21 protein-coding genes, 1 tRNA gene and 1 pseudogene are annotated in these 23217 nt (G+C 69.2%); 10 read left to right on the forward strand and 13 right to left on the reverse strand.

Annotated features, from left to right (window positions below; translation table 11 throughout):
• Positions 1-679: 679 nt before the first annotated feature.
• Positions 680-3142 (forward strand): hypothetical protein, encoded by a 2463-nt coding sequence (locus DKM19_RS52215; protein ID WP_239513787.1) that lies wholly within the window; start codon positions 680-682, stop codon positions 3140-3142.
• A 657-nt stretch (positions 3143-3799) separates the two neighbouring features.
• Here the strand turns inward: DKM19_RS52215 and DKM19_RS37025 are convergent.
• Positions 3800-3876 (reverse strand) — tRNA-Lys (locus DKM19_RS37025).
• Between the two features lie 101 nt (positions 3877-3977).
• Between DKM19_RS37025 and DKM19_RS37030 the strand changes: the two genes are divergently transcribed.
• On the forward strand, positions 3978-4829 hold the full coding sequence (locus DKM19_RS37030) for a MoxR family ATPase (protein WP_110702328.1): 852 nt from the start codon (positions 3978-3980) through the stop codon (positions 4827-4829).
• Positions 4830-4980: 151 nt separating this feature from the next.
• The gene (locus DKM19_RS37035) at positions 4981-6351 is read left to right on the forward strand and encodes a VWA domain-containing protein (RefSeq protein ID WP_110702330.1); all 1371 of its coding nucleotides are present in this window, start codon (positions 4981-4983) and stop codon (positions 6349-6351) included.
• A 201-nt stretch (positions 6352-6552) separates the two neighbouring features.
• Here DKM19_RS37035 and DKM19_RS37040 read toward each other — a convergent pair whose 3' ends face one another.
• Positions 6553-6984, reverse strand: a complete 432-nt coding sequence (locus tag DKM19_RS37040) for a nitroreductase family deazaflavin-dependent oxidoreductase (protein ID WP_110702332.1) — start codon at positions 6982-6984, stop codon at positions 6553-6555.
• Entirely contained in the window at positions 6984-7619 is a 636-nt protein-coding gene (locus DKM19_RS37045; protein ID WP_110702334.1) for an NAD(P)-dependent oxidoreductase, read from the reverse strand. Before DKM19_RS37045 ends, DKM19_RS37040 begins: the two co-directional genes overlap by 1 nt.
• A gap of 104 nt (positions 7620-7723) precedes the next feature.
• On the opposite strand from DKM19_RS37045, the gene DKM19_RS37050 reads away from it, so the two are divergent.
• Entirely contained in the window at positions 7724-8113 is a 390-nt protein-coding gene (locus tag DKM19_RS37050) for a helix-turn-helix domain-containing protein (protein WP_110702336.1), read from the forward strand.
• A gap of 40 nt (positions 8114-8153) precedes the next feature.
• Here DKM19_RS37050 and DKM19_RS37055 read toward each other — a convergent pair whose 3' ends face one another.
• The 4 genes from DKM19_RS37055 to DKM19_RS37070 form a co-directional block, all read right to left on the reverse strand.
• Complete coding sequence (locus DKM19_RS37055) at positions 8154-8972, reverse strand: ABC transporter permease (RefSeq protein ID WP_110702338.1); 819 nt, start codon at positions 8970-8972, stop codon at positions 8154-8156.
• A gap of 9 nt (positions 8973-8981) precedes the next feature.
• On the reverse strand, positions 8982-9743 hold the full coding sequence (locus DKM19_RS37060; RefSeq protein ID WP_110702340.1) for an ABC transporter permease: 762 nt from the start codon (positions 9741-9743) through the stop codon (positions 8982-8984).
• 9 nt (positions 9744-9752) lie between these two features.
• Positions 9753-10730: an ABC transporter ATP-binding protein gene (locus tag DKM19_RS37065; RefSeq protein ID WP_110706253.1), complete on the reverse strand. Its 978-nt coding sequence runs from the start codon at positions 10728-10730 to the stop codon at positions 9753-9755.
• A 367-nt stretch (positions 10731-11097) separates the two neighbouring features.
• On the reverse strand, positions 11098-11793 hold the full coding sequence (locus DKM19_RS37070; protein WP_239513788.1) for a nuclease-related domain-containing protein: 696 nt from the start codon (positions 11791-11793) through the stop codon (positions 11098-11100).
• Between the two features lie 259 nt (positions 11794-12052).
• On the opposite strand from DKM19_RS37070, the gene DKM19_RS37075 reads away from it, so the two are divergent.
• A complete protein-coding gene (locus DKM19_RS37075) occupies positions 12053-12667 on the forward strand; it encodes a TetR/AcrR family transcriptional regulator (protein WP_110702343.1) in 615 nt (204 codons plus the stop codon).
• On the opposite strand, the gene DKM19_RS37080 is transcribed toward DKM19_RS37075, so the two are convergent.
• Complete coding sequence (locus DKM19_RS37080) at positions 12615-13424, reverse strand: SDR family oxidoreductase (protein WP_110702345.1); 810 nt, start codon at positions 13422-13424, stop codon at positions 12615-12617. The two genes, DKM19_RS37075 and DKM19_RS37080, sit on opposite strands and share 53 nt — an antisense overlap.
• Positions 13425-13540: 116 nt before the next feature.
• On the opposite strand from DKM19_RS37080, the gene DKM19_RS37085 reads away from it, so the two are divergent.
• Complete coding sequence (locus tag DKM19_RS37085; protein ID WP_204358401.1) at positions 13541-14119, forward strand: TetR/AcrR family transcriptional regulator; 579 nt, start codon at positions 13541-13543, stop codon at positions 14117-14119.
• A gap of 116 nt (positions 14120-14235) precedes the next feature.
• On the opposite strand, the pseudogene DKM19_RS37090 reads toward DKM19_RS37085, so the two are convergent.
• Positions 14236-14451, reverse strand: a pseudogene (locus DKM19_RS37090) (acyl-CoA dehydrogenase); the annotation flags it as partial.
• Positions 14452-14535: 84 nt separating this feature from the next.
• On the opposite strand from DKM19_RS37090, the gene DKM19_RS37095 reads away from it, so the two are divergent.
• Positions 14536-15183: a PadR family transcriptional regulator gene (locus tag DKM19_RS37095; protein ID WP_110706254.1), complete on the forward strand. Its 648-nt coding sequence runs from the start codon at positions 14536-14538 to the stop codon at positions 15181-15183.
• A gap of 137 nt (positions 15184-15320) precedes the next feature.
• Positions 15321-16508, forward strand: coding sequence for an NAD(P)/FAD-dependent oxidoreductase (locus DKM19_RS37100; protein ID WP_110702349.1), 1188 nt, complete (start codon positions 15321-15323; stop codon positions 16506-16508).
• A gap of 81 nt (positions 16509-16589) precedes the next feature.
• Here DKM19_RS37100 and DKM19_RS37105 read toward each other — a convergent pair whose 3' ends face one another.
• The 4 genes from DKM19_RS37105 to DKM19_RS37120 all read right to left on the reverse strand — a co-directional run bounded on the left by DKM19_RS37105 (position 16590) and on the right by DKM19_RS37120 (position 21837).
• Positions 16590-17693 carry an acyl-CoA dehydrogenase family protein gene (locus DKM19_RS37105; RefSeq protein WP_110702351.1) on the reverse strand — a complete coding sequence of 368 codons (1104 nt, stop codon included), beginning with the start codon at positions 17691-17693 and terminating at the stop codon, positions 16590-16592.
• On the reverse strand, positions 17690-18865 hold the full coding sequence (locus tag DKM19_RS37110; RefSeq protein ID WP_239513789.1) for an acyl-CoA dehydrogenase family protein: 1176 nt from the start codon (positions 18863-18865) through the stop codon (positions 17690-17692). Before DKM19_RS37110 ends, DKM19_RS37105 begins: the two co-directional genes overlap by 4 nt.
• Before the next feature lie 46 nt (positions 18866-18911).
• Positions 18912-20291, reverse strand: coding sequence for an RNA-guided endonuclease IscB (iscB, locus tag DKM19_RS37115; protein WP_110702355.1), 1380 nt, complete (start codon positions 20289-20291; stop codon positions 18912-18914).
• A gap of 316 nt (positions 20292-20607) precedes the next feature.
• Entirely contained in the window at positions 20608-21837 is a 1230-nt protein-coding gene (locus DKM19_RS37120; RefSeq protein ID WP_110702357.1) for an acyl-CoA dehydrogenase family protein, read from the reverse strand.
• 75 nt (positions 21838-21912) lie between these two features.
• Between DKM19_RS37120 and DKM19_RS37125 the strand changes: the two genes are divergently transcribed.
• Together DKM19_RS37125 and DKM19_RS37130 are read left to right on the forward strand one after the other, a co-directional pair.
• Entirely contained in the window at positions 21913-22473 is a 561-nt protein-coding gene (locus DKM19_RS37125) for a YdeI family protein (protein ID WP_110706255.1), read from the forward strand.
• A gap of 80 nt (positions 22474-22553) precedes the next feature.
• Positions 22554-23141: a GNAT family N-acetyltransferase gene (locus tag DKM19_RS37130; protein ID WP_110706256.1), complete on the forward strand. Its 588-nt coding sequence runs from the start codon at positions 22554-22556 to the stop codon at positions 23139-23141.
• Positions 23142-23217: the final 76 nt, after the last annotated feature.

Below are 23217 nucleotides of genomic sequence, written 5' to 3' on the forward strand. Positions count from 1 at the left end.
CTCCGGTCAGGCCGGTGGGACCACGCGAACCGGTCGCACCCGCGGGCCCTGTCTGCCCGATCGGGCCCGTAGGACCTTGCTGACCTGTCGGACCCGTCGGACCCGTCGGACCCGCGGGGCCCGTCGGACCGGTGGCACCACGCGAACCGGTCGTGCCCGTCGCGCCCGTCGCGCCCGTCGGACCCGCAGGGCCCGTCAGACCGGTGGGCCCGGCCAGACCGGCCGCGCCGGTCGGACCCGCAGGACCGGTCAGACCGATGGGTCCGGCCGGACCGGCCGGACCCACGGGACCCTGTTCACCCGCGGGACCCGCCGGTCCGGTGGACCCCGCCGGGCCCACCGGACCCGCCGGGCCGTCGGCGCCATTCGCCCCAGCAGGACCCTGAGGACCTGCCTGCCCATCGGCGCCGTCGGCTCCAGGGGCGCCTGTCGGCCCCTCGGCGCCGTCCACTCCGGCAGGACCGGTCGGTCCTTGCGGCCCCACCGGGCCCACCGGGCCCGCCGGCCCCTCGGCGCCATTGGCTCCCGCAGGACCTTGTGGCCCTGCGGGACCCTCGGCGCCATTCTCGCCAACAGGTCCCACAGGACCGGTCAGCCCGATAAGACCTCTAAGCCCTATAGAACCGGTCAGCCCGATAGGACCTGTAGGCCCTTGTGGTCCTGTAGGGCCTACAGGACCTTGCGGACCCACCGCACCATCGGCACCCGCCGGACCCACCGGGCCCGCCGGACCCACCGCACCGTCCACGCCATCAACGCCGTCGGCACCGGCCGGACCCACCGGACCTACCGGGCCCACCGCGCCGTCAACGCCTGCGGGACCCTGCGGACCTACCGCACCATCAGCGCCCGCGGGGCCTTCTGGGCCTACCGGACCCACCGGACCTGCCGGACCTGCCGGACCTGTCGCACCGTCCGCGCCATCAACACCCGCCGGACCTACCGCACCGTCAGTGCCGTCAGCGCCGTCAGCGCCTGCGGGACCCTGTGGACCGACCGGACCCACCGCGCCGTCCGCGCCGTCGGCACCTGTCGGACCTTGCGGACCTTGCGGACCTACCGCACCATCAGCGCCCGCCGGACCCATCGGGCCCACCGCGCCATCAGCACCTGCGGGACCTTCTGGGCCCACCGGGCCAACCGGACCTGCCGGGCCCACCGCGCCGTCGGCACCGTCGGCACCGGCCGGACCCTGTGGGCCCGCCGGACCTACTGCGCCGTCCGCGCCATCAACACCCGCCGGACCTTCTGGGCCCACCGGACCTGCCGGACCTATCGCGCCATCAGCACCGTCGGCACCTGCGGGACCAACCGGGCCCACCGCGCCATCAGCGCCCACCGGGCCCACTGGGCCCACCGCGCCGTCGGCACCCGCCGGACCCTGCGGACCGACCGGGCCTACCGCACCGTCAGCGCCCGCGGGGCCTTCTGGCCCCACCGGACCTGTCGCACCGTCCGTGCCTGCGGGACCCTGCGGACCAACCGCACCGTCGGCACCCGCCGGACCCACCGGACCGTCCATGCCATCAGCGCCGTCGGCGCCTGCGGGACCCTGTGGACCTGCCGGGCCCACTGCGCCATCAGCGCCCGCCGGACCTTCCGGGCCCGCCGGACCTACCGCACCCTCCACGCCATCAGCGCCTGCGAGACCCTGCGGACCGACCGGACCCACCGGGCCCGCCGCACCGTCCGCACCATCAGCGCCCGCCGGGCCCACTGGCCCTACCGCGCCATCAGCGCCCGCCGGACCTGTCGGGCCTACTGCACCGTCCATGCCATCCGCGCCGTCAGCGCCATCAGCGCCTGCGGGACCTTCCGGGCCCTGCGGACCGACTGGACCTACCGCGCCATCAGCGCCATCGGCACCCGCCGGACCCTGCAGACCTGCCACGCCATCAGCACCCGCCGGACCTGTCGGGCCTTCCGGCCCCACCGCGCCATCAGCACCGTCGGCACCCGCCGGACCCACCGCGCCGTCAGCGCCCACCGGACCCACCGGGCCCACCGGGCCCACCGCGCCATCAGCACCGTCGGCACCCGCCGGACCCACCGCGCCATCAGCGCCGTCGGCACCTGCGGGACCCTGCGGGCCTACCGGACCTATCGGACCGTCAGCGCCATCGGCACCCGCGGGACCTGCCGGACCTACCGCGCCATCAGCGCCAGCCGGACCCACCGGGCCTACCGGGCCGTCAGCGCCGTCGGCACCCGCGGGACCCTGCGGACCTACCGCACCGTCAGCGCCATCGGCACCCGCGGGACCTTCTGTGCCCACCGGACCTGTCGGACCGTCCGCGCCCGCGGGACCCTGCGGACCTACCGCACCGTCGGCGCCCGCGGGACCCTGTGGACCTGCCGGACCCACCGCGCCATCAGCACCTGCGGGACCCTGCGGACCTACCGGACCCACCGCGCCGTCGGCACCCGCCGGACCTACCGCACCGTCAGTGCCGTCGGCACCCGCCGGACCCTGCGGGCCTACCGCACCGTCCGCACCGTCAGCACCCGAGAGCCCCTGCGGGCCGGCCGGGCCTTCGGGGCCGGTCGGACCCGGTGCTCCTTCCGGGCCGTCGGCACCGCTGGTACCGCGAGGACCGACCGTACCTGCCGGGCCCCGCGGTCCGACCGGGCCCGTAGGACCTGCGGGCCCGGTCGGACCTGCCTCTCCTTCAGGACCATCGGCACCGCTCACCCCGCTCACACCTTGTGGGCCCGCGGGTCCCCGCGGTCCGGCCGGGCCCGTCGGACCCGCTGGGCCCGTCTGACCTGCTGGACCCATCTGGCACGAAGGGACCGACGTCACGACCAGGCTTGCTTCCGTCGAGGCCTGCGAGCTCGGATCGTCTATCGGCCTCGGCGGGCTGGGCAGGTATTCGCAGGATTTTCCCCGCCCTTTCCAGCCGTCGACCTTGACATGGGTGTACATATTTCGCGGGGCGACAGTGAGGCCGGGGATCAGAATCGTCCTGCCATCACCGACCAGAGAATTAGCGTAGAAGGTTTCTGTCGTTTTGGAATCGGCGTTCGCCGGCACCTGACATGCCACTGCGAGAAAAGCTCCAGCTATTGTCGCCGCGACACTCCAGGCCGGGTAGTGCTGCCCCACGAGGGTCGGGGCTTTAATTCGCCCGTTACTGCTTAATTTCATTTTCATCCGCATCGTTGCGATTCCGAAGAAGTAGGCATCCGTAGCGCCCAAACAATCGCACCGAGAGATACCCCGACAGACGCCATTGAATACGCCACCCCGGCCAACGAGGATTAAATTAACAACATAAATCCAAAAACCTTCTTCAATTCATTTCATGTAAATAAATATGCCCCATTGTGCGATCTTTCATTTAGGCGGCATATGTTTTGAATGAGATGTTTGAGATGCTTTCATCCTGCGCCTGCACCGAGCGGCGCAGGCGCGGGCGCGGGCGCACTCGTTGCGTGGTCCAGCCCGTATCGCCCAAGCCAGGGCCTTCGAACGAGGCCGCCCCGGGCCCCGCGCACGGTTCGGGGGCGAGCCGAACCCGGTTGCGCCCAAGCGCTCGGTTCAGCCCATGAGGGCCTGAAATCACGACGAGGAAAGCCTGGAACCATGACGGGCACCGGGTGCGCTCTCTCAACCGTCGCAGCACCCGGTCGGCCCCCGACTCCGGTGACCGCCACACCGCGTGACCGCTCAGGGCGATCGACGATCGCATGGAGTCCTCGGTCACGGTCAGAGAGCCCGCAACGAATACATCGGGCCGGAAACAACCGTGGGCACCCTCGTCGTGAACGAGAATGCCCAGGTCATCGGTATGAACCGTGGTGCGCCGCCAGGGACTCGAACCCCGGACCCGCTGATTAAGAGTCAGCTGCTCTAACCAACTGAGCTAGCGGCGCTTGAAGCCCTCGAAGGATAGCGCACATCGGGCAGGGCTTCGAAATCATCGACGATCAGCGGTTAAGCTAGAACAACATTCGGTCCTGTACTGGGAGCACACATGTGGTTCGCCTCGCCCGCAGACGTCCGGGAGCGGCTCAGCGCCGTCGACTACCTCTCCGACGCCTCCATAGCGACCTCGGTCTTCCTGGCCGGAGCGCTCGGCAAGCCACTGCTCGCCGAGGGTCCGGCGGGAGTGGGAAAGACCCAGCTCGCCAAGGCCGTGGCGGCGGCGACCGGGGCCCAGCTCGTCCGGCTGCAGTGCTACGAGGGGCTGGACGAGGCCAGGGCGCTGTACGAGTGGAACTACAAGAAGCAGCTTCTGCGCATCCAGGCCGGATCGGACCGAGACTGGGACGCCACTCACGATGACATCTTCACCGAGGAGTTCCTGCTCGAACGGCCCCTCCTGCGGGCGATCCGCTCCGAGATCCCGACGGTCCTGCTGATCGACGAGATCGACAAGGCCGACGTCGAAGTGGAGGGGCTCCTGCTGGAGATCCTCTCCGACTACCAGGTCACGATCCCCGAGCTCGGCACGATCTCCGCCGTGCGCAGGCCGTACGTGGTGCTGACCTCGAACGCCACCCGCGAGCTCTCCGAGGCGCTCAAGCGGCGCTGCCTCTACCTGCACCTGGAGTATCCGACGCCGGAGCGCGAGCGCGACATCGTGCTGGCCCAGGTGCCGACGATCGAGGCGGGCCTGGCCGAGCAGCTGGCGCGTACGGTCGCCACGATGCGCACTCTGGAGCTGAAGAAGGCCCCCTCGATCGCCGAGACGATCGACTGGGCCAACACCCTGCTCGCCCTGGGACGGACCGAGCTGGACGAGGCGACGATCGGCGCCACCCTCGGGGTGGTGCTCAAGCACGCCTCCGACCAGACCCGGGCGCGCAAGGAGCTGGCCCTGTGAACGGCGCGACCAGACATGGGACCGGCCCCTTGAAACGCGGAACGGATCACGGAGCCGGACCCGCGAACGGCCGGGCAAGACGCGTGATCGGATCTTCCAACGGCCGGACCGACCGCGGGACCGGACGGGTGAGCGGCGTGGGGGCCGGGACATGAGCCTGCTCGACCGTCATATCGGCTTCGTGCACGCGTTGCGCGAGGCCGGGCTGCCGGTGTCGCTGGCCGAGGGGCTGGACGCCGCCAGGGCCCTGCAGGTGATCGACCTGAGCGAGCGGGACTCGCTGCGCGCCGCCTATGCCTCGACCCTGGTCAAGCGGCCCTCGCACCGGCCGGGCTTCGACGTGCTCTTCGACCTGTGGTTCCCCGCCTCGACCAGCGGCCTGTACGACCCCCACCAGGAGGGCGCTTCGCACGCCCCCGACCTGGATCTGGAGGCCGCCCCGCTTCCCGAGCTGCGGGACCGGCTGGCCCGGCTGCTGCTGGGCGCCGAGGGGATGAACGAGTTCGCCCGGGCGATGGTGGAGCGCTTCGGCCGCCAGCCCGCGGGCCCCGGCAGGCAGAACTGGTTCTCCTACTCGGTGATGCGGGCGCTCTCCCCCGAGACGCTCATGGCACGGCTGCTCGCCGAGGTCCTGACCGGCCAGGAGCGCGGCGGGCTGGCCGAGAAGGTCGCCCGGCAGCGGATCAACGAGAACACCAGGCGGTTCGAGGACGCCGTCTCCACCGACGTACGCCGCCGGATCGCCGAGGACTCCGGGATCGAGCGGATCGCCCGCTCCGCCGTACGGCCGCCGCTGGAGCAGCTCGACTTCCTGCGGATCACCAAGGCCGACCTGGCCAGGCTGCGCAGGGAGGTCCACCCGCTCGCCCGCCGCCTGGCCGCCCGGCTGACCGTCAAGCACCGGCTCGGCCACCGCGGCCGCCTGGACTTCCGCCGGACCGTGCGGGCCTCACTGTCCAGCGGCGGGGTGCCGCTGAACACCTTCAACAAGCCGCGCCGCCCGCACAAGCCCGAACTGGTCGTCCTCTGTGACACCAGCGACTCGGTCGCCTCCTTCGCCCATTTCACGCTGCTGCTGACCTACGCGCTGCGCGAGCAGTTCACCAAGGTCCGGGCGTTCGGGTTCGTGGACACCGTGGATGAGATCACCCGGTTCTTCGTCCCCGGCGCCGACGTGGTGGAGGCGATGACGCGGCTGACCCAGGAGGCCGACATGGTGCGGTTCGGCCGCACCAACTACGGCCACGCGCTGGAGGAGTTCGCCGAGCGGTACGGCGACGCCATCGGGCCCAAGACCTCACTGCTGATCCTGGGCGACGCCCGGTCCAACTACCAGCCGCCCGCGCTGGAGACGCTGAGGCGCTTGAGCGCCGGCGCCCGGCACGCCTACTGGCTGAACCCGGAACCGACCGCCCAGTGGGACACCGGCGACTCGCTGGCGACCGCCTACGGCGGGATCGTCCCGATGCACGAATGCCGAAATGTCGCCCAGCTGGCGGCCTTCATCGAGGAGCTCGCCTGACGATCCCGACGGTGCGGGCCGGCCGGTCCGCACCGCTCAAGGGCTTCTCTTACGGGGCCGGCCCGCACCGTTGCGGGGCGCGGAAAACCCCGATCGGGTGAGGTGAAAGGAACGGAGCGATACCCGCCGACCGGATGCCTCGATTCAAGGTGATCGCTTAGGACGGTCGGCCCAGGTCCCGGGCAAACCGCAGGGCGGCCACTACACCCGCTCCACGATCACCACGGGGATGTCCCTGCCGGTCTGCCGCTGGTAGTCCGCGTAGGAAGGCATGATCGAGATCATCAGCAGCCAGAGCCGCGGCTTCTCCTCCGCCGTGGCGGTACGGGCCCGCCCGGTGAACGTCTCCGTGCCGACCTGCATCGTGACCTCGGAGTCGTCCAGCAGATTGAGGTACCAGGCCGGGTGGTTCGGCGCACCGCCGTTGGACGCGGCCAGCACGAAGCGATCACCGTCCCGCCCGTAGACGAGTGCCGTGCGGCGCAACGTGCCCGACTTCCGGCCGCGGGTCGTCAGCAGCAGGTCGTTCATGCCCGGACGCGCCTGGCCACCGGTTGCGAGAAAGCTGCGGATGTGCCGGGCGACCCAGTCGTTCGGACTGTCGTGAACGTCCTCGCCGGCGCGGCCGTCCATCACCCCTCCTCAACGCCGAGATGCGTGCGGTGGTGCCTCGGGGCCTCGATCTCGTCGAGCATCGCGATCGCGAAGTCGGCGTAGGAGATGCGGCTGGCCGCGTCCGCCCGGGCGGTCCGGTACCGGGCACTGCGTGCACCACCGTGGTCGAAGTCGCCGGCCGGACTGATGACCAGCCAGTCGAGTGTGGTGGCCGCCGCACGCAACGCGTCCGTCCCCGCCGCGTGTCCCAGATAGAACGATCGATACTCCTGGGGGTAGCCGGGAGTGTCCATCAGCTTCACCCCGGAGGAGGTCTCCAGGATGGAGGCCAGCCCGACCACCACCAACCGCCCCACCCCGGCCTGCCCCAGACCATCGGCCAGGGCCTGTGCCGCGCCGACGAAGAAGTCATGCTGATCGGCGCCCGGGTCGTACACGGCGCTGATCGCGGCGTCGTGACCGGCGGCGATCACGGTGATGGCGGACGGGTCAGTGACGTCGCCCGGAACAACCCGTACACCCTCGTCCCCGAGGTCGCCGTACTTGGCCGGGTCACGGACGACGGCGGTGACGTGGTGGCCGCGCCCGCGTGCCTCGGCCACGGCCGCGCGTCCGGCGCGGCCACCGGCCCCGAAGACCACGATCTTGCTCATCGGATCACCCCTCTCACCAGGGCTGGGCATGGGCTCCAGCCGCTTGGCCCGGACGCTATCCGGGGCAGTGGTTACCAAGGGGATACCGGACTATCGTGGCGCCCATGAGCGAACCGCTGGCCCCCGACATGTTCGACGAGCTCTGCCCGTCCGCGCTCTCACCGATCCGGTTCGGCGACAAGTGGGCGGGGATGATCATCCGCTGCCTCGAGCACGGCCCGCGGCGGTTCTCCGAACTGCGGATTCCCCTGCGCGGCATCACCGCGAAGGTGCTCACGCAATCGCTCCGGGGGCTCGAACGGGACGGCCTCGTCTCACGTACCGCCTACGACGAGGCCGTGCAGCGGGTCGAGTACGAGCTGACCCCGCTTGGGCGCAGCCTGCTGGGACCGATGGCGGTCGCGTGCGCCTGGGCGGAGAAGCACTGGGAAGAGTTGCTCGACGCCCGCGAAGCCTACGCAACCCCCGTCTCCGGGTTCGGCCGCACCGGCTGAGCGGCGCATGCGGGAGCGGCCAACGGGTTTCGGGCGATTTTCAGTGCAGCATGACGCGCGCCCACTGCCTGCGGGCCACGACGAGGCCCAGCGCCCCCACGACCAGGAGATAGACCACGCTCACGATCATGCCGGAATCGATCTGGCCGAGGGCGCACCCCCGGAGCAGCTGGATGGCGTGGTAGAGAGGCAGCAGCTCCACCGCGACCTGCACCGGCCCGGGGTAGACGGTGACCGGGTAGAAGGTCGTCGCGAACAGGAACATCGGCAGCATCACCAGCTGTACGTACTGGAAGTCGGACCACGCCCTGATGCGCGTCGTCACCGCCAGCCCGGCGGCCCCGAAGGCGAAGGCGACGAGCAGGGTCCCGGCCGCGGCGACCAGGGCGTTCGACCAGGAGACCAGCCCGAACACCGTGATCACGAGGAGGAACCCCAGCGCGGTGACGAAGCCTCGCAGCACCGCCCACGCCACCTCACCGACGACGATCCCGGTGAGGGACACGGGGGTGAAGAGGATCGACTGGTAGAACCTGTCGTGGGTGAACTTGACGAAGGCGCCCTCCATCGTCTCGTGCAGGGCGCTGTTCATGACCGCCGTGGCGAGCAGGCCGGGCGCGACGAACGCGGCGTAGGTGACCTTCACCCCCTCGACGTCCCCGACGAGTTGCCCGATGCCGACGCCTATGGCCAGCAGGTACAGGATGGGCTCGAAGATCGAGTACAGCGCCATGGTCCACGGGTTGCCTCCCGCGTGGACCCGGAGGTTGCGGAACACCAGGAAGTGCGCGCCGCCCCAGCGGGGGACGACGGCCGGCACAGCGGTGTCCGGCGCTCTGTTCTTCAGGCTCTCCGGCATGTCGCCCCCTCAGACGTGGATGTGGCGCCGGTAGGTGACCAGGGCCGCCGCGACGCCCGCCGCCGTGAGCGCCCCCAGGTAGCCGACGTGGATCGCGGAGGTGAGCAGGGTGGCGGTGCCCAGGCTCAGGGTGCGGCACAGGTCGACGCCGTGCCACAGCGGCAGGACGTACGCCAGCGGGCGCAGCCAGTCGGGAAGCGTCTCGATGCTGAAGAAGGTTCCGGAGAACAGGTACATCGGCATCAGCACGAACCGGAACACCTTGTTGAGGGTGTCGAACTTGTCGACGGTCACCGTCCACGCCGCCAGCGGGGCCGCGAAGGCCATGCCGGTCAGCAGGGCCGCGGGCACGGTGAGCACCGCCCACGGTGACCGGGTGGCGCCGAGGGCCATCATCACCACGGCGAAGGCCAGCGCGCTCGTTCCGATCCTGAACGCCATGAACAGCATGTGCCCGGCCATGATGTCGCGGGGTTCCAGCGGCGTCGCGGCGGCCACCGCGTAGCCCTGGCCCCGGCGCAGGGAGCCGTGGACCGCGAACGCCCCCTCGATGTAGGCGTTCTGCATCGCCGCGGCGGCGATTATCCCGGGGGCGAAGAACTCCAGGTAGGTCAGGCCACCGAGTGACGAGGGGTCCACCAGCTGTCCGAGCCCGGCGCCGATGGCGATCAGGAAGAGCAGCGGGTTCGCCACGCTGATGACGATGGTGCCCTTCCAGGTGCGGCGGTAGCGGAGCATCCACGAGGAGAACTCTCGAAGGAACATGGGCATGGGTCCGCCTCAGTCCGTCAGGGTCCGGCCGGACAGGCGCAGGAACACGTCCTCCAGCGTCGATCTCCGCACGAGGGCGGTGATCGGGGTCATCCGCGCGGCGGTGACGGCGGCCAGCGTCATCTCGCCGTCGTGCGTGTAGACCAGCACCCGGTCGGGCAGGACCTCCACCCGCTCCCCCTCGGCGGGGCGGACCAGGTCGTGGAGCTTCTCCGCGGCCTGCTCGTGCTCGTCGATCCGGAACCTCAGCTCCAGGACCTCGCGGGTCGAGTGCCGCTTGATGAGCTCCTGGGGTGATCCCTCGTCCGCGATGAGCCCCTTGTCCATCACCACCAGGCGGTCGCACAGCTGCTCGGCCTCGTCCATGTAGTGGGTGGTGAGCAGCAGCGTCACCCCCTGCTGCTTCAGCCTGAACAGCCGGTCCCACAGCACGTGCCTGGCCTGCGGGTCGAGCCCGGTGGTCGGCTCGTCGAGCAGGAGGATGTCCGGCTCGTTGATCAGGGAGCGGGCGATCGTCAGCCGCCGCCGCATGCCGCCGGACAGCGCTCCCAGGGTCTCGCCCGCCTTCTCCTCCAGCTGCGCGAACTCCAGCAGGCGCTCCGTGCGCTCCCTGATCACCCGGCGCGGCAGCCCGAAGTAGAGGCCGTACATCGTCAGGTTCTCGCGCACGGTGAGATCGGGGTCCAGCACGTCGTCCTGCGGGACCACTCCCAGGCGCGCCCGGATCTTCCGGCCGTCGCGCGCGGGGTCCATGCCGAGGATCCGCAGGGTTCCCTCGGTGGCCGGGGAGACGCAGCCGAGCATGCGCATCGTCGAGGACTTGCCCGCCCCGTTGGGGCCGAGAAACCCGAAGGCCTCCCCCCGGTTGACGTGGAAGTCGATCCCCGCCACGGCCCGGAACCCGGTGCCCCGCCTGTCTCTGGGCGGGTACGTCTTTCCGAGCCCCTTCGCCTGGATCAGCGGTGTCGCGCCGTCGTCGCCTGCCATGGACACCTCGGATTCGCGGTACGACAAGTCTCGTTACCCATAGATCACAGGATCTTTGGAACTAGATTTTGCAATAGTCCGCGCATCTCACGCAATATATTTATCGCACAGCAGGACGTCACGCATCTGGCCAGGGAGAGTCGATCGTCTATCCCGCGACGGCCCTGGTGACGCTCAGCCTGCCGGTGTCGATGCCCCGGGCCTCGGCCGCGGGCTGGACGTGCCTCATTTCGGCGGAGGATGACAGCGCGTGGATGGATGTGCCCCATTCCGGCGGCAGACGACAGGATGGTGGACTCGACGCCCGGATGCGTACTTCGCGGCCGGAAGACAACCCGTAACCGCGAAGCACCGGCACCCGTACGGATCAGCTCATCCGGCGCAGCACCCGCGCGGCGGTCCGGGTGAGCACCTCCACCTGGGACTCGTCGAACTCCGCACGCGGCCCGTTCAGGATCCAGCGCGCGACCAGCCGCGGCTTGAGCAGGGTGAGGCCCTCCGCGGTGACCGACCGCCTGATGATCCCGCCGTGCACGGCGAGCAGCGGCTCGATCGTGATGGCAATGCCCGACTCACGGGACAGCACCTCGGCCAGCGACTCGGCGACCTCGACGAGCGCCTGGGCCACCTTCGTCCCGTACTTCTCCCCGAGGAACAGCCGTTCACCATACCGGGCGATCTCGGTCTCGGGATGCCACGCCTCGTTGTCGACCACCCAGACGCCACCGGGACCGATGACGAGGTGGTCGATCGAGGCCTTTCCCGGGACCGCGCGGCCTTCGAGAATCTGGTAGCCGTGCTTGCGGAGCTTGCGGCGGAGCAGCTTGCCGGTGATGACCTCACCCCGGCGCTTTCCACGCCAGACCGCCGTGGCGTCGTGCGACCACCAGTTCCAGAACAGGTCGCCGGCGCCGACCAGCACGCCGAGCAGGAGTCCGACCACCGGAGGGGAGAGATCGAACCGGTAGGCCAACGCGACACCCACCGCCAGGCCGACCGCGGCCTTGACCCCGGCCATCTTCCTTCGCTGGTCGGCTTCTTTGAGCCAGAACTGCTCGTACATAACCTGAGGCGACAGACCATGGACCTGGTCGTCTGGAGGCACGTAGATAGATCCGCCTGGCAAAGCGAACCCCCTGAAGGCTCGAATGGTGGATGGAAAGGGGTGCGGATCTGCCACGCTGAAGATCCTCCGACTATGGAATACCCAAGTAGGGGCTCCAGGCATCCGAAGGTGATGCAAGTAACACATCTCAGCTACCTCATCAGCAGTTCAACCGACCAGTCGGTATGCTTGCTGAACCACACAATGGGGGACACGGATGACTCAGGACCAGGAGCCGGTACGGCAGCGCCTGCTCAGCGAGGCCACTCGCCTGTTCGCCGAACAAGGTTTTGAAAGCACGTCGGTGCAGGAAGTCGTCGCGGCAGCCGGCGTCACCAAGGGCGCGATGTACCATTATTTCGATTCAAAAGACGACCTGCTCCACGAAATCTACGGGCGCGTGCTGCGCATGCAGATGGAGCGCCTCACCCACTTCGCCGACAGCCCGGGACCGGTGGCCGAGCGCCTCTACGCCGCCGCCTCCGATGTCGTGACGACCACCGTGGCCAACCTGGACGACTCGAAGATCTTTTTCCGCTCGATGCACCTGCTCGCGCCCGACACCCGCAAGAGCGTCCGCGCCGAGCGCCGCCGCTACCACGAGCGCTTCCGCGACCTGGTCACCGAGGGCCAGCGCGAGGGCACCTTCAGGTCCGACACCCCCGCCGACATCGTCGTCGACTTCTTCTTCGGCTCCGTCCACCACCTGGGCACCTGGTACAGCACGGAGGGCGCGCTCTCCGGCGCCGAACTGGGGGCGCACTTCGCCGACCTGCTGCTCACCTCGCTGCGACCGGAGCTGCGACCGGATCGGCCAGCACGCCCCGAGTGACCTTCCGCCCGACCAGGGCGACGAGCCTGCGCGGCAGCTTTGACATGAACCGGGACGAGACGGAGTTGCCCAGCCCGGGGATCACGTAACCCCGATCACGATCGAGCGCGCGCAGAGCGGTCCTGACGACCGCCTCCGGTGTCTTCTCCTGCACTCCGATCATCGCCTTGTCCGTGCCGACCACGTCGAAGAACCCCGTCTGGACCGGCCCCGGGCAGAGCGCCAGCACCTTCACCCCCTTGCCCCGGAGCTCACTCCACAGGGCGAGGCTGAAGTTGAGCACGAACACCTTGGACCCGCTGTAGGTCGCGAAGTAGGGCGTGGGCTGGAACCCCGCGGTGGATCCCACATTGACGACCGCGCCCTCACCGCGCGCGACCATGCCCGGGATGAACGCGTGCGTCAGACCCACCAGGGACACGACGTTGACCATCAACTGGTCCCGGTCCCGCTCGGCGGGGATCTCGGCGAACCGGCCCGCCGTGCCGAACCCGGCGTTGTTGACGAGCAGGTCGACGGTCATCCCCCGGGCGGCCACCTCCTCCGCCACCCGCGACGCGGCGTCCGGCGCCGTGAGGTCCTGGCCGATCACCTCGGCCCGCACGCCGTACGAACTCCGCAGCTCGGCGGCCAGTTTCTCCAGCTTGTCGACCGAGCGGGCGACCAGCACGAGGTCGTCCCCGCGGGCCGCGAGCTGACGGGCGAACTCCACGCCGATGCCCGAGGAGGCACCGGTCACCAGGGCGGTCTTACTCATCGTTATCTCCTCTGTCGCTTCCCTTTACGCTCCTTGAAAGTATCACTTGGTTCATTAACTGCAACGGGCAAGTACCACTAATCTTCTGAGAGAGATCATTGATGTAACATCTGGCCATGGACACGAAGGGCCGCCCGCTGCGAGCGGACGCCGAGCGCAGCATTCGGGCGATCATGGAAGCGGCCGAACAGCTCCTCAGCGAGAATCCGGGCGCGACGATGGAGCAGATCGCGGAGGCCGCAGGGGTGGCCAGAACCACCATTCACCGGCGGTTCGCCAGCCGCGAGGCCCTCGTCGAGATCATGACGACCTCTGCCTGGCGGGAGATCGGCGCGGCCGTCGAAGCGGCCAGGCCGCACACCGCTCCCCCGCTGGTCGCGATGCACCAGGCCACCACGAACGTGCTCCAGATCAAGTCCCGCTGGCGGTTCGCCCTCAACCACGTCAACCCGCTCAACGAGGAGGCCGCGGGCATCGAGGCCGCGCTCATGGAGACGTGCGACGCGGTGTTCCTGCGCGCACGGGAGGCCGGGATCCTTCCCCCCGGCACCGACCTTCTCTGGACCCGCCGGGTCTATCTGGCCCTGCTCAACGAGACGTGTGACCCCACTTCCGAGGACTCCGCCGAGCCCGATCCCGACACGCTCGCCGCCCGGATCATCGACACCCTGCTCTATGGCGTGAAAGCACGCTGACCCCCGGCACGGAGCCGGAGGTCAGCGCATCAACGTGCGGTCAGGCGGGGCCGGACAGGTCGGCGAGGACCGCCAGGGCGTCCCGGTGGACGCCGGGGCTGCCGAACGCGATCTCGGCCGCCGCCCCGGCGGACCGGCGCGCCGCCGATGGCCACCCGCTCGTTCATGAGCGCGGTCTGGACGACCCGCCGGCCGTCACCGATCTCGCCCAGCCGTAAAGAATCGCCGAGCCGTACGCCCGTCAGGAAGACCTCGTTGAACTCGGCCTCCCCGGTGATCTGCCGGAGCGGCCTGACCTCGACGCCGGGGGCGTGCATGTCACACACGAAGTAGGCGCGCATGGAAGATGAGCATTGCCAGGCTTTACTCGTCGACGTATATTCGTATACGAGTAAGCGGATGCGAGGTGATCGATGATGGCGAAGCGACGCAAGGTGGCGAACCTGCTGGCGTTGGCGATCCTTTCGGCGGTCGCGCACCGGCCCATGCATCCCTATGAGATGGCCGCGGCCCTGCGCGGCTGGAACAAAGAACGCGACATGGGCATCAAGTGGGGATCGCTCTACACCGTCGTGGGAAACATGGCCAGGCATGGGCTGATCGAGGAGGTCGAGAGCGTTCGCGAGGGTCGCCGCCCGGAGCGGACCGTCTATCGGATCACGGAGGCGGGCCGGGAGGAGCTCGTCGACTGGACACGGGAGCTGCTCAGCGTTCCGCACACGGAGTTCCCGCAGTTCCGGGCCGGCCTATCGGTAATGGCGGCGCTTGCCCCGGATGAGGTGATCGGGCTGCTCAAGGACCGCCTCGCCGCGCTCGACGAAGAGATCAGGACGTTGCGGGAACTCTACGAGCGTGACATCGCGGAGGTGCCGCGTCTGTTCCTCATCGAGACCGAATACGACGCGGCCATCCTGAACGCGGAAGCCGCCTGGACCCGCGCCCTGCTCGAAGAGCTGGCCGGGGGCACCTTCCACGGCCTGCGCGAGTGGCGGGCCTTCCACGAGACGGGAGAGATCCCGGCCGACATGCGGGAGCTCGCGGAAAAAAAGATCACAGATATGTAGGCCTGGTGGCGGTGCTGTAACACCGCCACCAGGAAACCTTCGAACCGCAACCTGTGGATGGCCCGAAGATGGCAATCACGAGGATAACGGGTCTCCTCCCATGGCGGTTCGAGCACGTCAACCGATCAGGAGGAGACATGACACACGTCGCAATCATCGGCGGCGGCATCGCCGGTCCGGTCACCGCGCTGGCACTGCGCAAGGCAGGTATCGATGCCACCGTCTACGAGGCGTACCCGGCCGCCGCCGACGGCATCGGCGGCACACTCGCCCTCGCCCCCAACGGCGTGGCGGCGCTGGAGATCGTCGGCGCGGCCGAAGCGGTAAAGGCGGTCGCGCAGCCCAGTTCGCGAATGGCGATGACATTCGCCGGCCGCAAGCGCATCGAACTGCCCGGCCTGTCCGACGTCGGGCCGCTGTTCGTGGTGCACCGCGCCGACCTGTACCGGGTGCTGCACGATGAGGCCGTCAAGCAGGGCATAAAGATCGAGTACGGCAGGCGTCTCATCGATGTCGATCACACCACGGCGGTCTTCGACGACGGCAGCCAAGCCGAGTTCGACGTCCTCGTCGGCGCCGACGGAATTCACTCCACCGTCCGCCGGCTCATCGACCCGAAAGCGCCCGGCCCCAAATGGACCGGCATGCTCAGTGTGGAAGGCATGTCACGACACGACGTGCCCGAGCACCCAGAGTCGATGATCTTCGCTTTCGGCAAGCGGGGCTACTACCTCTACTGGCCCGCGGCCGGTGGCGGCACCACCTGGGGCGTCAACCTCCCCTACCATCGGCCTCTGTCCCTCACCCAAGCACGTGAGGTGCCTACCGAGGAGTGGATGCGCCTACTGCGTGACACCTACGGCGACGACATGCCCGGTGGCGATCTGATCCGTCATACGCCGGTGGAGTCACTGCAGGTGGCGGGGTCGCTGTACATCATGCCGAGCATCCCGCACTGGTACAGGGACCGGATGGTCCTGGTCGGCGACGCCGCCCACGCGCCGTCGAACAGCTCGGGGCAGGGCGCGTCGCTCTCGATCGAGAGCGCCATCCAGCTGGCCCGCTGCCTGCGCGACATCGAGGACGTGCCACGAGCGTTCGCCACGTACGAGCGACTCCGCCGTACCCGCGTGGAGAAGGTCGCGGCCCGCGCCTCGAAGATCAACCACAGCAAGACCGCGGGCCCCATCACTCAAACGCTGATGCCGCTCCTCATGCCGCTCCTGATGAAAACGGTCATGACCCCGGAGAGGACCACAGGCCCCGAGCAGCGCTACCGCATCCCGTGGGACGCCCCCGTGACCCGTGACCACTCGCTGGTCTGACCGAATCACCGACGCCCTGCCGTACGGCATGGCAAAACGATGACCCCCGGCACGGAGCCGGGGGTCATCGCGTCACCGTGGTCAGGCCGGGCCGGGCAGGTCGGCGAGGACCGCCAGGGCGTCCCGGTGGGCGCCGGGGCTGCCGAACGCGATCTCGGTGGATTTGGCGCGCTTGAGATAGAGGTGGAGCGGGTGCTCCCAGGTCATCCCGATCCCGCCGTGGAGCTGCACGCTCTCCTCGGCCACGTGCACCGCCACCTCCGAACACCAGGCCTTGGCCACCGCCGCCGCCAGCTCGCGGTTCCCGACCGCCTCTGCGTCGCGGGACGCGGCCGGTTCCGAATCCGCGGCCAGCAGGTCGGCGGCGTTCCTCGCGGCGGCGCGGGCCCGCACCACGTCCAGCCAGAGGTCGGCCATCCGGTGCTTGATCGCCTGGAAGGAGCCGACCGGCCGGGCGAACTGGTGGCGCTCCTTGATGTAGGAGAGCGTCGTGCTCAGGCACCACTCGGCGACCCCGAGCTGCTCGGAGGCGAGCAGGCCGGCGCCGAAGTTCAGCACGCTCCGCACGTCGAACGCGCCGATCGCGTCACCGGGGGCGCCGGAGAACGTGACGGTGGCGATCGGCCGGGTCAGGTCCAGCGAGGGCACCACGTCGACCCGGACGTTCTCGGCCCGCACCGCGTAGAGCGTCGTCCCGACGGGCACGAGCAGCACGTCGGCCACGTCCGCGCCAGCCACCGCCCGGATCTCCCCGTTCAGAAGCCCGTCCGTGACGGTGACGGTCTTCGGCAGCGGCCGGTACGGCGAAGCCGCCATCGACACCGCGAGCGCCGCGGTGGTCTCCCCCGAGGCGAGCTCCTGGATCAGGTCTTTCTCACCGGCCTGGAGCAGGGCCTTCGTGGCGAGCACCGCACTGGTGAGAAACGGGACCGGCGCCACCGCCCGTCCCAGCTCCTCCAGCACCACCGCGACCTCCCGCGCCGACGCCCCCGCCCCGCCGTACTCCTCCGGCACGAGCAGGCCCGCCACCCCGATCTCCCGGGACAGCGTCTTCCAGAGGTCCATGTCGTACGGCACGCCCGACTCGACGCGCTTCAGCACGGCATCGGGCCTGCAACGGTCCGCGAGCAGATCCCGCACAGAGGCCCGGAGCTCCTCCTCGACCTCGGTATACAGAAGCGTCATCGGGGAAGATCCTTCCAGGGCACGTCCTTGTCGACGCGGGGCTCGGAGGGCAGGCCGAGCACGCGCTCGGCGACGATGTTGCGCAGGATCTCCGAGGTGCCGCCCTCGATCGAGTTGCCCTTCGCGCGGAGGTAGCGGTAGCCGGTGCCCCGGCCGAAGAAGTCCACACTGTCGGAGCGGCGGAAGGACCAGTCGTCGTAGCCCAGCCCCTCCTCCCCGCGCATCTCCAGGTCCAGCCCGGACAGCGCCTGGTTGAGCGTGGCGAAGGAGAGCTTCATGCCGGAGCCCTCCGGCCCCGGCTGCCCGGCGGACAGCTGCTCGCGGAGCCGTGTCCCGGCCAGCCGGGTCACCTCCGCCTCCACCCAGAGCCGCAGCAGGCGCTGGTGCAGGTCGTGGGTGCGCAGCTCGGGCCTCGCGCGCCAGTTCTCGGCGACCAGGCCGACCATGCCGCCACCCCGCCGGACCGGCGCGCCGCCGATGGCCACCCGCTCGTTCATGAGCGTGGTCTGGGCGACCCGCCAGCCGTCGCCGATCTCGCCCAGTCTCAGGTCGTCGCCGAGCCGTACGCCCGTCAGGAAGACCTCGTTGAACTCGGCCTCCCCGGTGATCTGCCGGAGCGGCCTGACCTCGACGCCGGGGGCGCGCATGTCACACACGAAGTAGGTGAGCCCCCGGTGCTTGGGCACGTCCGCGTCGGTTCTGGCGACCAGGATCGCCCACCGGGAGTGGTGGGCCCCGGAGGTCCACACCTTCTGCCCGTCCACGACCCACTCGTCACCGTCCCTGACCGCGCGCGTGCCCAGCGTCGCCAGGTCCGACCCGGCGCCGGGCTCGCTGAAGAGCTGGCACCAGATCTCCTCGCCCGTCCACAGCGGGCGCAGGAACCGTTTCCGCTGCTCGTCGGTGCCGAACGTCAGGATCGTCGGCGCCGCCATTCCCAGCCCGATCGCCTGCACCCCCGGGGTGAGCTGCGGTGTGTCCGCGAGCTCCCGCTCCACGACGTTCTGCAGCTCGCGGGGTGCGCCGAGCCCGCCGAGCCCCTCGGGGAAGTGCACCCAGGCCAGCCCGGCGTCGAACCGGGCCCTCAGGAACTCCAGCCGGTCCCCGGCGGGGTCGTGCCCGTCCAGGAACGCGGCGACGCGCTCCTGGACCGCCTTTTCGTCCAATGCCACGAACACTCCTTCAACGGGATTCTGGAACGGAGACCCTGGAATTCAGTCATGGGGAGATGCCGGAAGTGTCATCGATTACCTCCAGCGTGGAAACCCGGTCCTTCAGGGCCGGGAGGAAACACGGAATAGTCCGGGCGTCTGATTGAGTGGTGTAGCCGTAGCCGTCGGCTCGTTGGAGTAGCCGAATGTGGCGGTGGCCGATTCCTTGGACGGTGCCATGCCGCGTGGTGATATTGAATCTTCCGGTGGAGCGGACGGCGACCCGACCGGTGTGAACCCCGGCTTTCTTGCCATTCGGTACGTTCGCGCGGACCAGGTCGCCGGTGGTGAACCCCTTGACCTGCTTGATCCGGGGCAGCCGCAGCCTGGGAAAGCCGTAGGCGTCGGTGCGGGTACGGCAATAGGTGCCGCGCCCGGTCGCCTTCACCACCAACACCATGGACGGCCAGGCAGTCACCGTCTCCAGGTCACCGACGTGCAGCGCATCGAGCGTGTGCGACTTCGGGGCGCCAGTGCGCGAGCGGTTCCACTTCGTGCGCCCGCCCGAGGCCGTAGTCACGGATAGGCCGGTCGCGTCCAACGCCCGCCACAACGCCCACCTCGTGGCGTTGACCGCCGCCGCGTCTCGCAACGACGCCTTCGCCCGCTTGAAGATCTTCGCCAGGAGCGCGGGCCTGCTCTTCAGGAACTCCTCGATCGGAGTGGCGTTCTTCGCCTGGTTGCACGGGATGCACGCCAGGACGAGGTTACTGATCCGGTCAGAGCCGCCCCGGGAGCGCGGGTGGAGGTGATCGATGTTCAGCGGGACGTTCTGGGCGCCGCAGTAGGCGCAGGTGCGACCCCACTTCTCCAGCAGGTACTCGCGCACCTCGTATCCGGCGAGGGTGCCCTGCTGGTATTGCGATCCTTCGAGCGGATGACCCGCCGACAGGGCGTGCGTGTCGAAGGCGACCTTCTCCACGTGGATGGCGGTGACCGGAGCCCACCGGGTCAGGCGCGACACCCAGGACATGGTGGTGTCCACGCGGTGGCGAAGCGACGGCGCGAGCCACCCCTTCGGCCGTGTCCGGTTGTTAAACCGGGGCGCGCGATAGCGCAGGTTCCGCGACCGGCGGCCCCGGCGCAATGCGGCCCGCGAGGTGAGCTTGTCTCGGATCTGCGCACCCCGGTGGTCGAGCTGCACGCTGTACACGCCGGTCCGGCTCCCGCCGTATTCGGTGAATATCGCGATGCCGGTGTGTTTGCTGCCGGGGTCGATGCTGACCTGCACACCCTGGATGGCGGAGTCGGCTACCGTGCGGTCTTTGAGCCTTATGACGAACGGGGTGTGCCGGGCCACCACCGCCCGACCCGCCGCCAGCAGGCGACGGGCACGGGCCGGGTGGCACGGATCCAGCGATTGGCCGTGTGCGTCCAGGACGAACACGGCCGGGTGAACCTCACGGTCCGCTCCCTCAGACGCCGAAGCACCCTCGGGGTGACGCCGGTCCAGGCGGGTGCCGCCCGAACCGATCTCCCCTCGCCCATGTTCCATGCCAGTGCCCGGCACAGCCGGGGGTCGATGAGCCGTTTCGTCCCCACCCTCGGGGTTGTCTGCTCTCACCGATTCCAGAGCAAGCCGCTGAGGAAGCACGGCTTGGTGGGTCTTCTCACTCACAGGAAACGTAGTCATCAAAAGGCACCTCCTTGAGCTGATGACTGGGGCTGGTCAACGCGGGGCCATCGGTGCACAATGCGGCACCTCAGGCCCTGGCCTTCAGGCCGGGGTCGTTGACGTGCTTCTTGAGCTCCCGGTAGGCCAAGGAACGCTTGTGCACCTCGTCGGGTCCGTCGGCGAGCCTCAGTGTCCGTGCGTGCGCCCAGAGGGCCGCCAGCGGGAAATCCTGGCTGACGCCGCCGGCGCCGTGGGCCTGGATGGCCTTGTCCAGGATCCACTCCACGTCACGCGGGGTGGCGATCTTGATGATCTGGATCTCGGTGTGGGCCCCGCGGTTGCCGACGGTGTCCATCAGCCAGGCGGTCTTCAGCACGAGCAGGCGGAGCTGCTCGATCCTCACCCGAGACTCGGCGATCCAGTCCTGGACGACTCCCTGCTGGGCGATCGGCTTGCCGAACGCGCTCCGGGACAGGGTCCGCGCGCACATCAGCTCGACGGCCCGCTCGGCCATCCCGATCAGCCGCATGCAGTGGTGGATCCGTCCCGGTCCGAGGCGGGCCTGGGCGATCGCGAAACCGCCGCCCTCCTCCCCGACCAGGTTGTCCGTCGGCACCCTGACGTCCTCGAACACGATCTCGGCGTGCCCGCCGTGGTCCGCGTCGGAGTAGCCGAACACGTGCATGCCCCGCTTGACGTGCATGCCAGGTGTGTCGCGCGGCACCAGGACCATCGACTGCTGCCTGTGCGAGGAGGCCTCGGGGTCGGTCTTCCCCATCACGATGAAGATCTTGCAGTTGGGGTTCATCGCGCCGGAGGCGAACCACTTACGCCCGTTGATCACATACTCGGAGCCGTCCCTCACGATCGACAGCGAGATGTTCGTGGCGTCGGAGGACGCCACGTCGGGCTCGGTCATCGCGAACGCCGACCGGATCTGCCCGCTCATCAGCGGCTCCAGCCACTCCTTGCGCTGCCACTCGTTGCCGAACATGGAGAGGACCTCCATGTTGCCGGTGTCCGGGGCGGCGCAGTTCGTGGCGGTGGGGGCGATCCTGGGTGAGCGGCCCATGATCTCGGCCAGCGGCGCGTACTGCAGGTTGGTCAGGCCCGCGCCGTGCTCCCCCGGCAGGAACAGGTTCCACAGGCCCCGCCTGCGCGCCTCCTCCTTGAGATCCTCCATCAGCGGGGGGCTGGCCCACCCGCTCTCGGCCGCCTGGGCCTCGAAGGCCTCCTCGGCCGGGTATACACACTCGTCCATGAAGTCGAGCAGCCGTCCTCGCAGCTTCTCGGTTTCGGCGTCGAACGCGAAGTCCATGGGCCCTCCTCAGGTCTCCCAGGAGCGTACCGACCGGCCGGTATGGATGTCGACACGCCCTCTATTCTGAACGGCATGGAGCCCATCTTCTTCGCCACCCCAGAAGAATTCCGCCTCTGGCTCGAGAAGCATCACACCACCGAGACCGAGCTCCTGGTCGGTTTCTTCAAGAAAGGCACCGGCCGTCCCAGCATCACCTGGCCGGAGTCCGTTGACCAGGCTCTCTGCTTCGGCTGGATCGACGGGGTCCGCAGGAGCGTCGACGCCGAGAGCTACTCCATCCGCTTCACCCCGCGAAAATCCCGCAGCACGTGGAGCGCGGTCAACATCGCCAAGGTCGCCGAGCTCACCGAACTGGGCCTGATGCACCCCGCGGGCGTAAGCGCCTTCGAGCGGCGCACCGAGGAGAACTCCCTCATCTACTCCCACGAGCGGAGCCAGGATCCCGCCCTGACCCCGGAACAGGAGCATCGCTTCCTGACCGAGAAGGCCGCCTGGACGTGGTTCCAGAGCCAGCCACCCGGCTATCGCAGGACGGCGCTGCACTGGGTGACCGCCGCCAAAAGGCCGGAGACCAGGGAGAAGCGCCTCACACAGCTGATCGAGGACTCCGCTCAGGGCCGCAGGCTCAGATAGACGGAGCGCGGAGTGGTCCCGAGAAAACACGCGGGAGTGGACCTTAGGGCAGGTCCGCTTTCGGCCCTAAGGTCGTGTTCATGACCGCGAACACACCCACTTCCGTCACCCTCGAAGGCGATGTCGTACGGCTGGAGCCGCTGAGCCTCGTCCATGTGCCCGACCTTTTCCTCGCCGGTGGCGGCGACGACGAGGTGTGGCGCTGGATGCCGGCGCCGACGCCGCACAGCGAGGCCGAGATGGCGGAGATCGCGACCGGGCTGATCGAGCAGCCCGGCGTGGTGCCGTTCGCGGTGATCCTCAAGGAGACCGGCCGGGTGGTCGGATCGACCACCTACCACGACGTCCCGGGATTCGCCGACAGCATCGAGATCGGCTGGACCTGGTACGGCAGAGCAGTGTGGCGCTCGGCCGTGAACACCGAGTGCAAGATCCTGCTGATCGACCACGCCTTCGACAAGCTGGGCGTGAACCGCGTCCTGCTCAAGACCGACATCCTCAACATCCGCTCCCAGACCGCGATCCGGCGCATCGGCGGCCTGTCCGAGGGAGTGCTGCGCCGCCACCGGCGCCGCCCGGACGGCACCTGGCGCGACACGGCCTACTTCGGCATCCTCGACGACGAATGGCCCGCCCACCGCGCACGGCTCACCCAGCTCACCGGGTGAGCACGCCGTACGGAAGCCCGCGAACGCCGGCCCGCCCGACCTAGTACTCCAACGTCACTTGGCTTCGGCGTTGGGC

The sequence above is a fragment of the Streptosporangium sp. 'caverna' genome, from assembly GCF_003203775.1.
In the GTDB taxonomy this organism is placed as follows: Bacteria; Actinomycetota; Actinomycetes; order Streptosporangiales; family Streptosporangiaceae; genus Streptosporangium; species Streptosporangium subroseum.

Bases quoted from the DNA above. Each gene is read 5' to 3' on its own strand.
- DKM19_RS37030 (WP_110702328.1), top strand. From the start codon at position 3,978: ATGTGGTTCGCCTCGCCCGCAGACGTCCGGGAGCGGCTCAGCGCCGTC.
- DKM19_RS37105 (WP_110702351.1), bottom strand. From the start codon at position 17,693: ATGACGCTTCTGTATACCGAGGTCGAGGAGGAGCTCCGGGCCTCTGTG.
- DKM19_RS37095 (WP_110706254.1), top strand. From the start codon at position 14,536: ATGGCGAAGCGACGCAAGGTGGCGAACCTGCTGGCGTTGGCGATCCTT.
- DKM19_RS37045 (WP_110702334.1), bottom strand. From the start codon at position 7,619: ATGAGCAAGATCGTGGTCTTCGGGGCCGGTGGCCGCGCCGGACGCGCG.
- DKM19_RS37035 (WP_110702330.1), top strand. From the start codon at position 4,981: ATGAGCCTGCTCGACCGTCATATCGGCTTCGTGCACGCGTTGCGCGAG.
- DKM19_RS37125 (WP_110706255.1), top strand. From the start codon at position 21,913: ATGGAGCCCATCTTCTTCGCCACCCCAGAAGAATTCCGCCTCTGGCTC.
- DKM19_RS37070 (WP_239513788.1), bottom strand. From the start codon at position 11,793: ATGTACGAGCAGTTCTGGCTCAAAGAAGCCGACCAGCGAAGGAAGATG.
- DKM19_RS37050 (WP_110702336.1), top strand. From the start codon at position 7,724: ATGAGCGAACCGCTGGCCCCCGACATGTTCGACGAGCTCTGCCCGTCC.
- DKM19_RS37075 (WP_110702343.1), top strand. From the start codon at position 12,053: ATGACTCAGGACCAGGAGCCGGTACGGCAGCGCCTGCTCAGCGAGGCC.
- DKM19_RS37130 (WP_110706256.1), top strand. From the start codon at position 22,554: ATGACCGCGAACACACCCACTTCCGTCACCCTCGAAGGCGATGTCGTA.
- DKM19_RS37065 (WP_110706253.1), bottom strand. From the start codon at position 10,730: ATGGCAGGCGACGACGGCGCGACACCGCTGATCCAGGCGAAGGGGCTC.
- DKM19_RS37080 (WP_110702345.1), bottom strand. From the start codon at position 13,424: ATGAGTAAGACCGCCCTGGTGACCGGTGCCTCCTCGGGCATCGGCGTG.
- DKM19_RS37100 (WP_110702349.1), top strand. From the start codon at position 15,321: ATGACACACGTCGCAATCATCGGCGGCGGCATCGCCGGTCCGGTCACC.
- DKM19_RS37055 (WP_110702338.1), bottom strand. From the start codon at position 8,972: ATGCCGGAGAGCCTGAAGAACAGAGCGCCGGACACCGCTGTGCCGGCC.
- DKM19_RS37120 (WP_110702357.1), bottom strand. From the start codon at position 21,837: ATGGACTTCGCGTTCGACGCCGAAACCGAGAAGCTGCGAGGACGGCTG.
- DKM19_RS37060 (WP_110702340.1), bottom strand. From the start codon at position 9,743: ATGCCCATGTTCCTTCGAGAGTTCTCCTCGTGGATGCTCCGCTACCGC.
- DKM19_RS37040 (WP_110702332.1), bottom strand. From the start codon at position 6,984: ATGGACGGCCGCGCCGGCGAGGACGTTCACGACAGTCCGAACGACTGG.
- DKM19_RS37085 (WP_204358401.1), top strand. From the start codon at position 13,541: ATGGACACGAAGGGCCGCCCGCTGCGAGCGGACGCCGAGCGCAGCATT.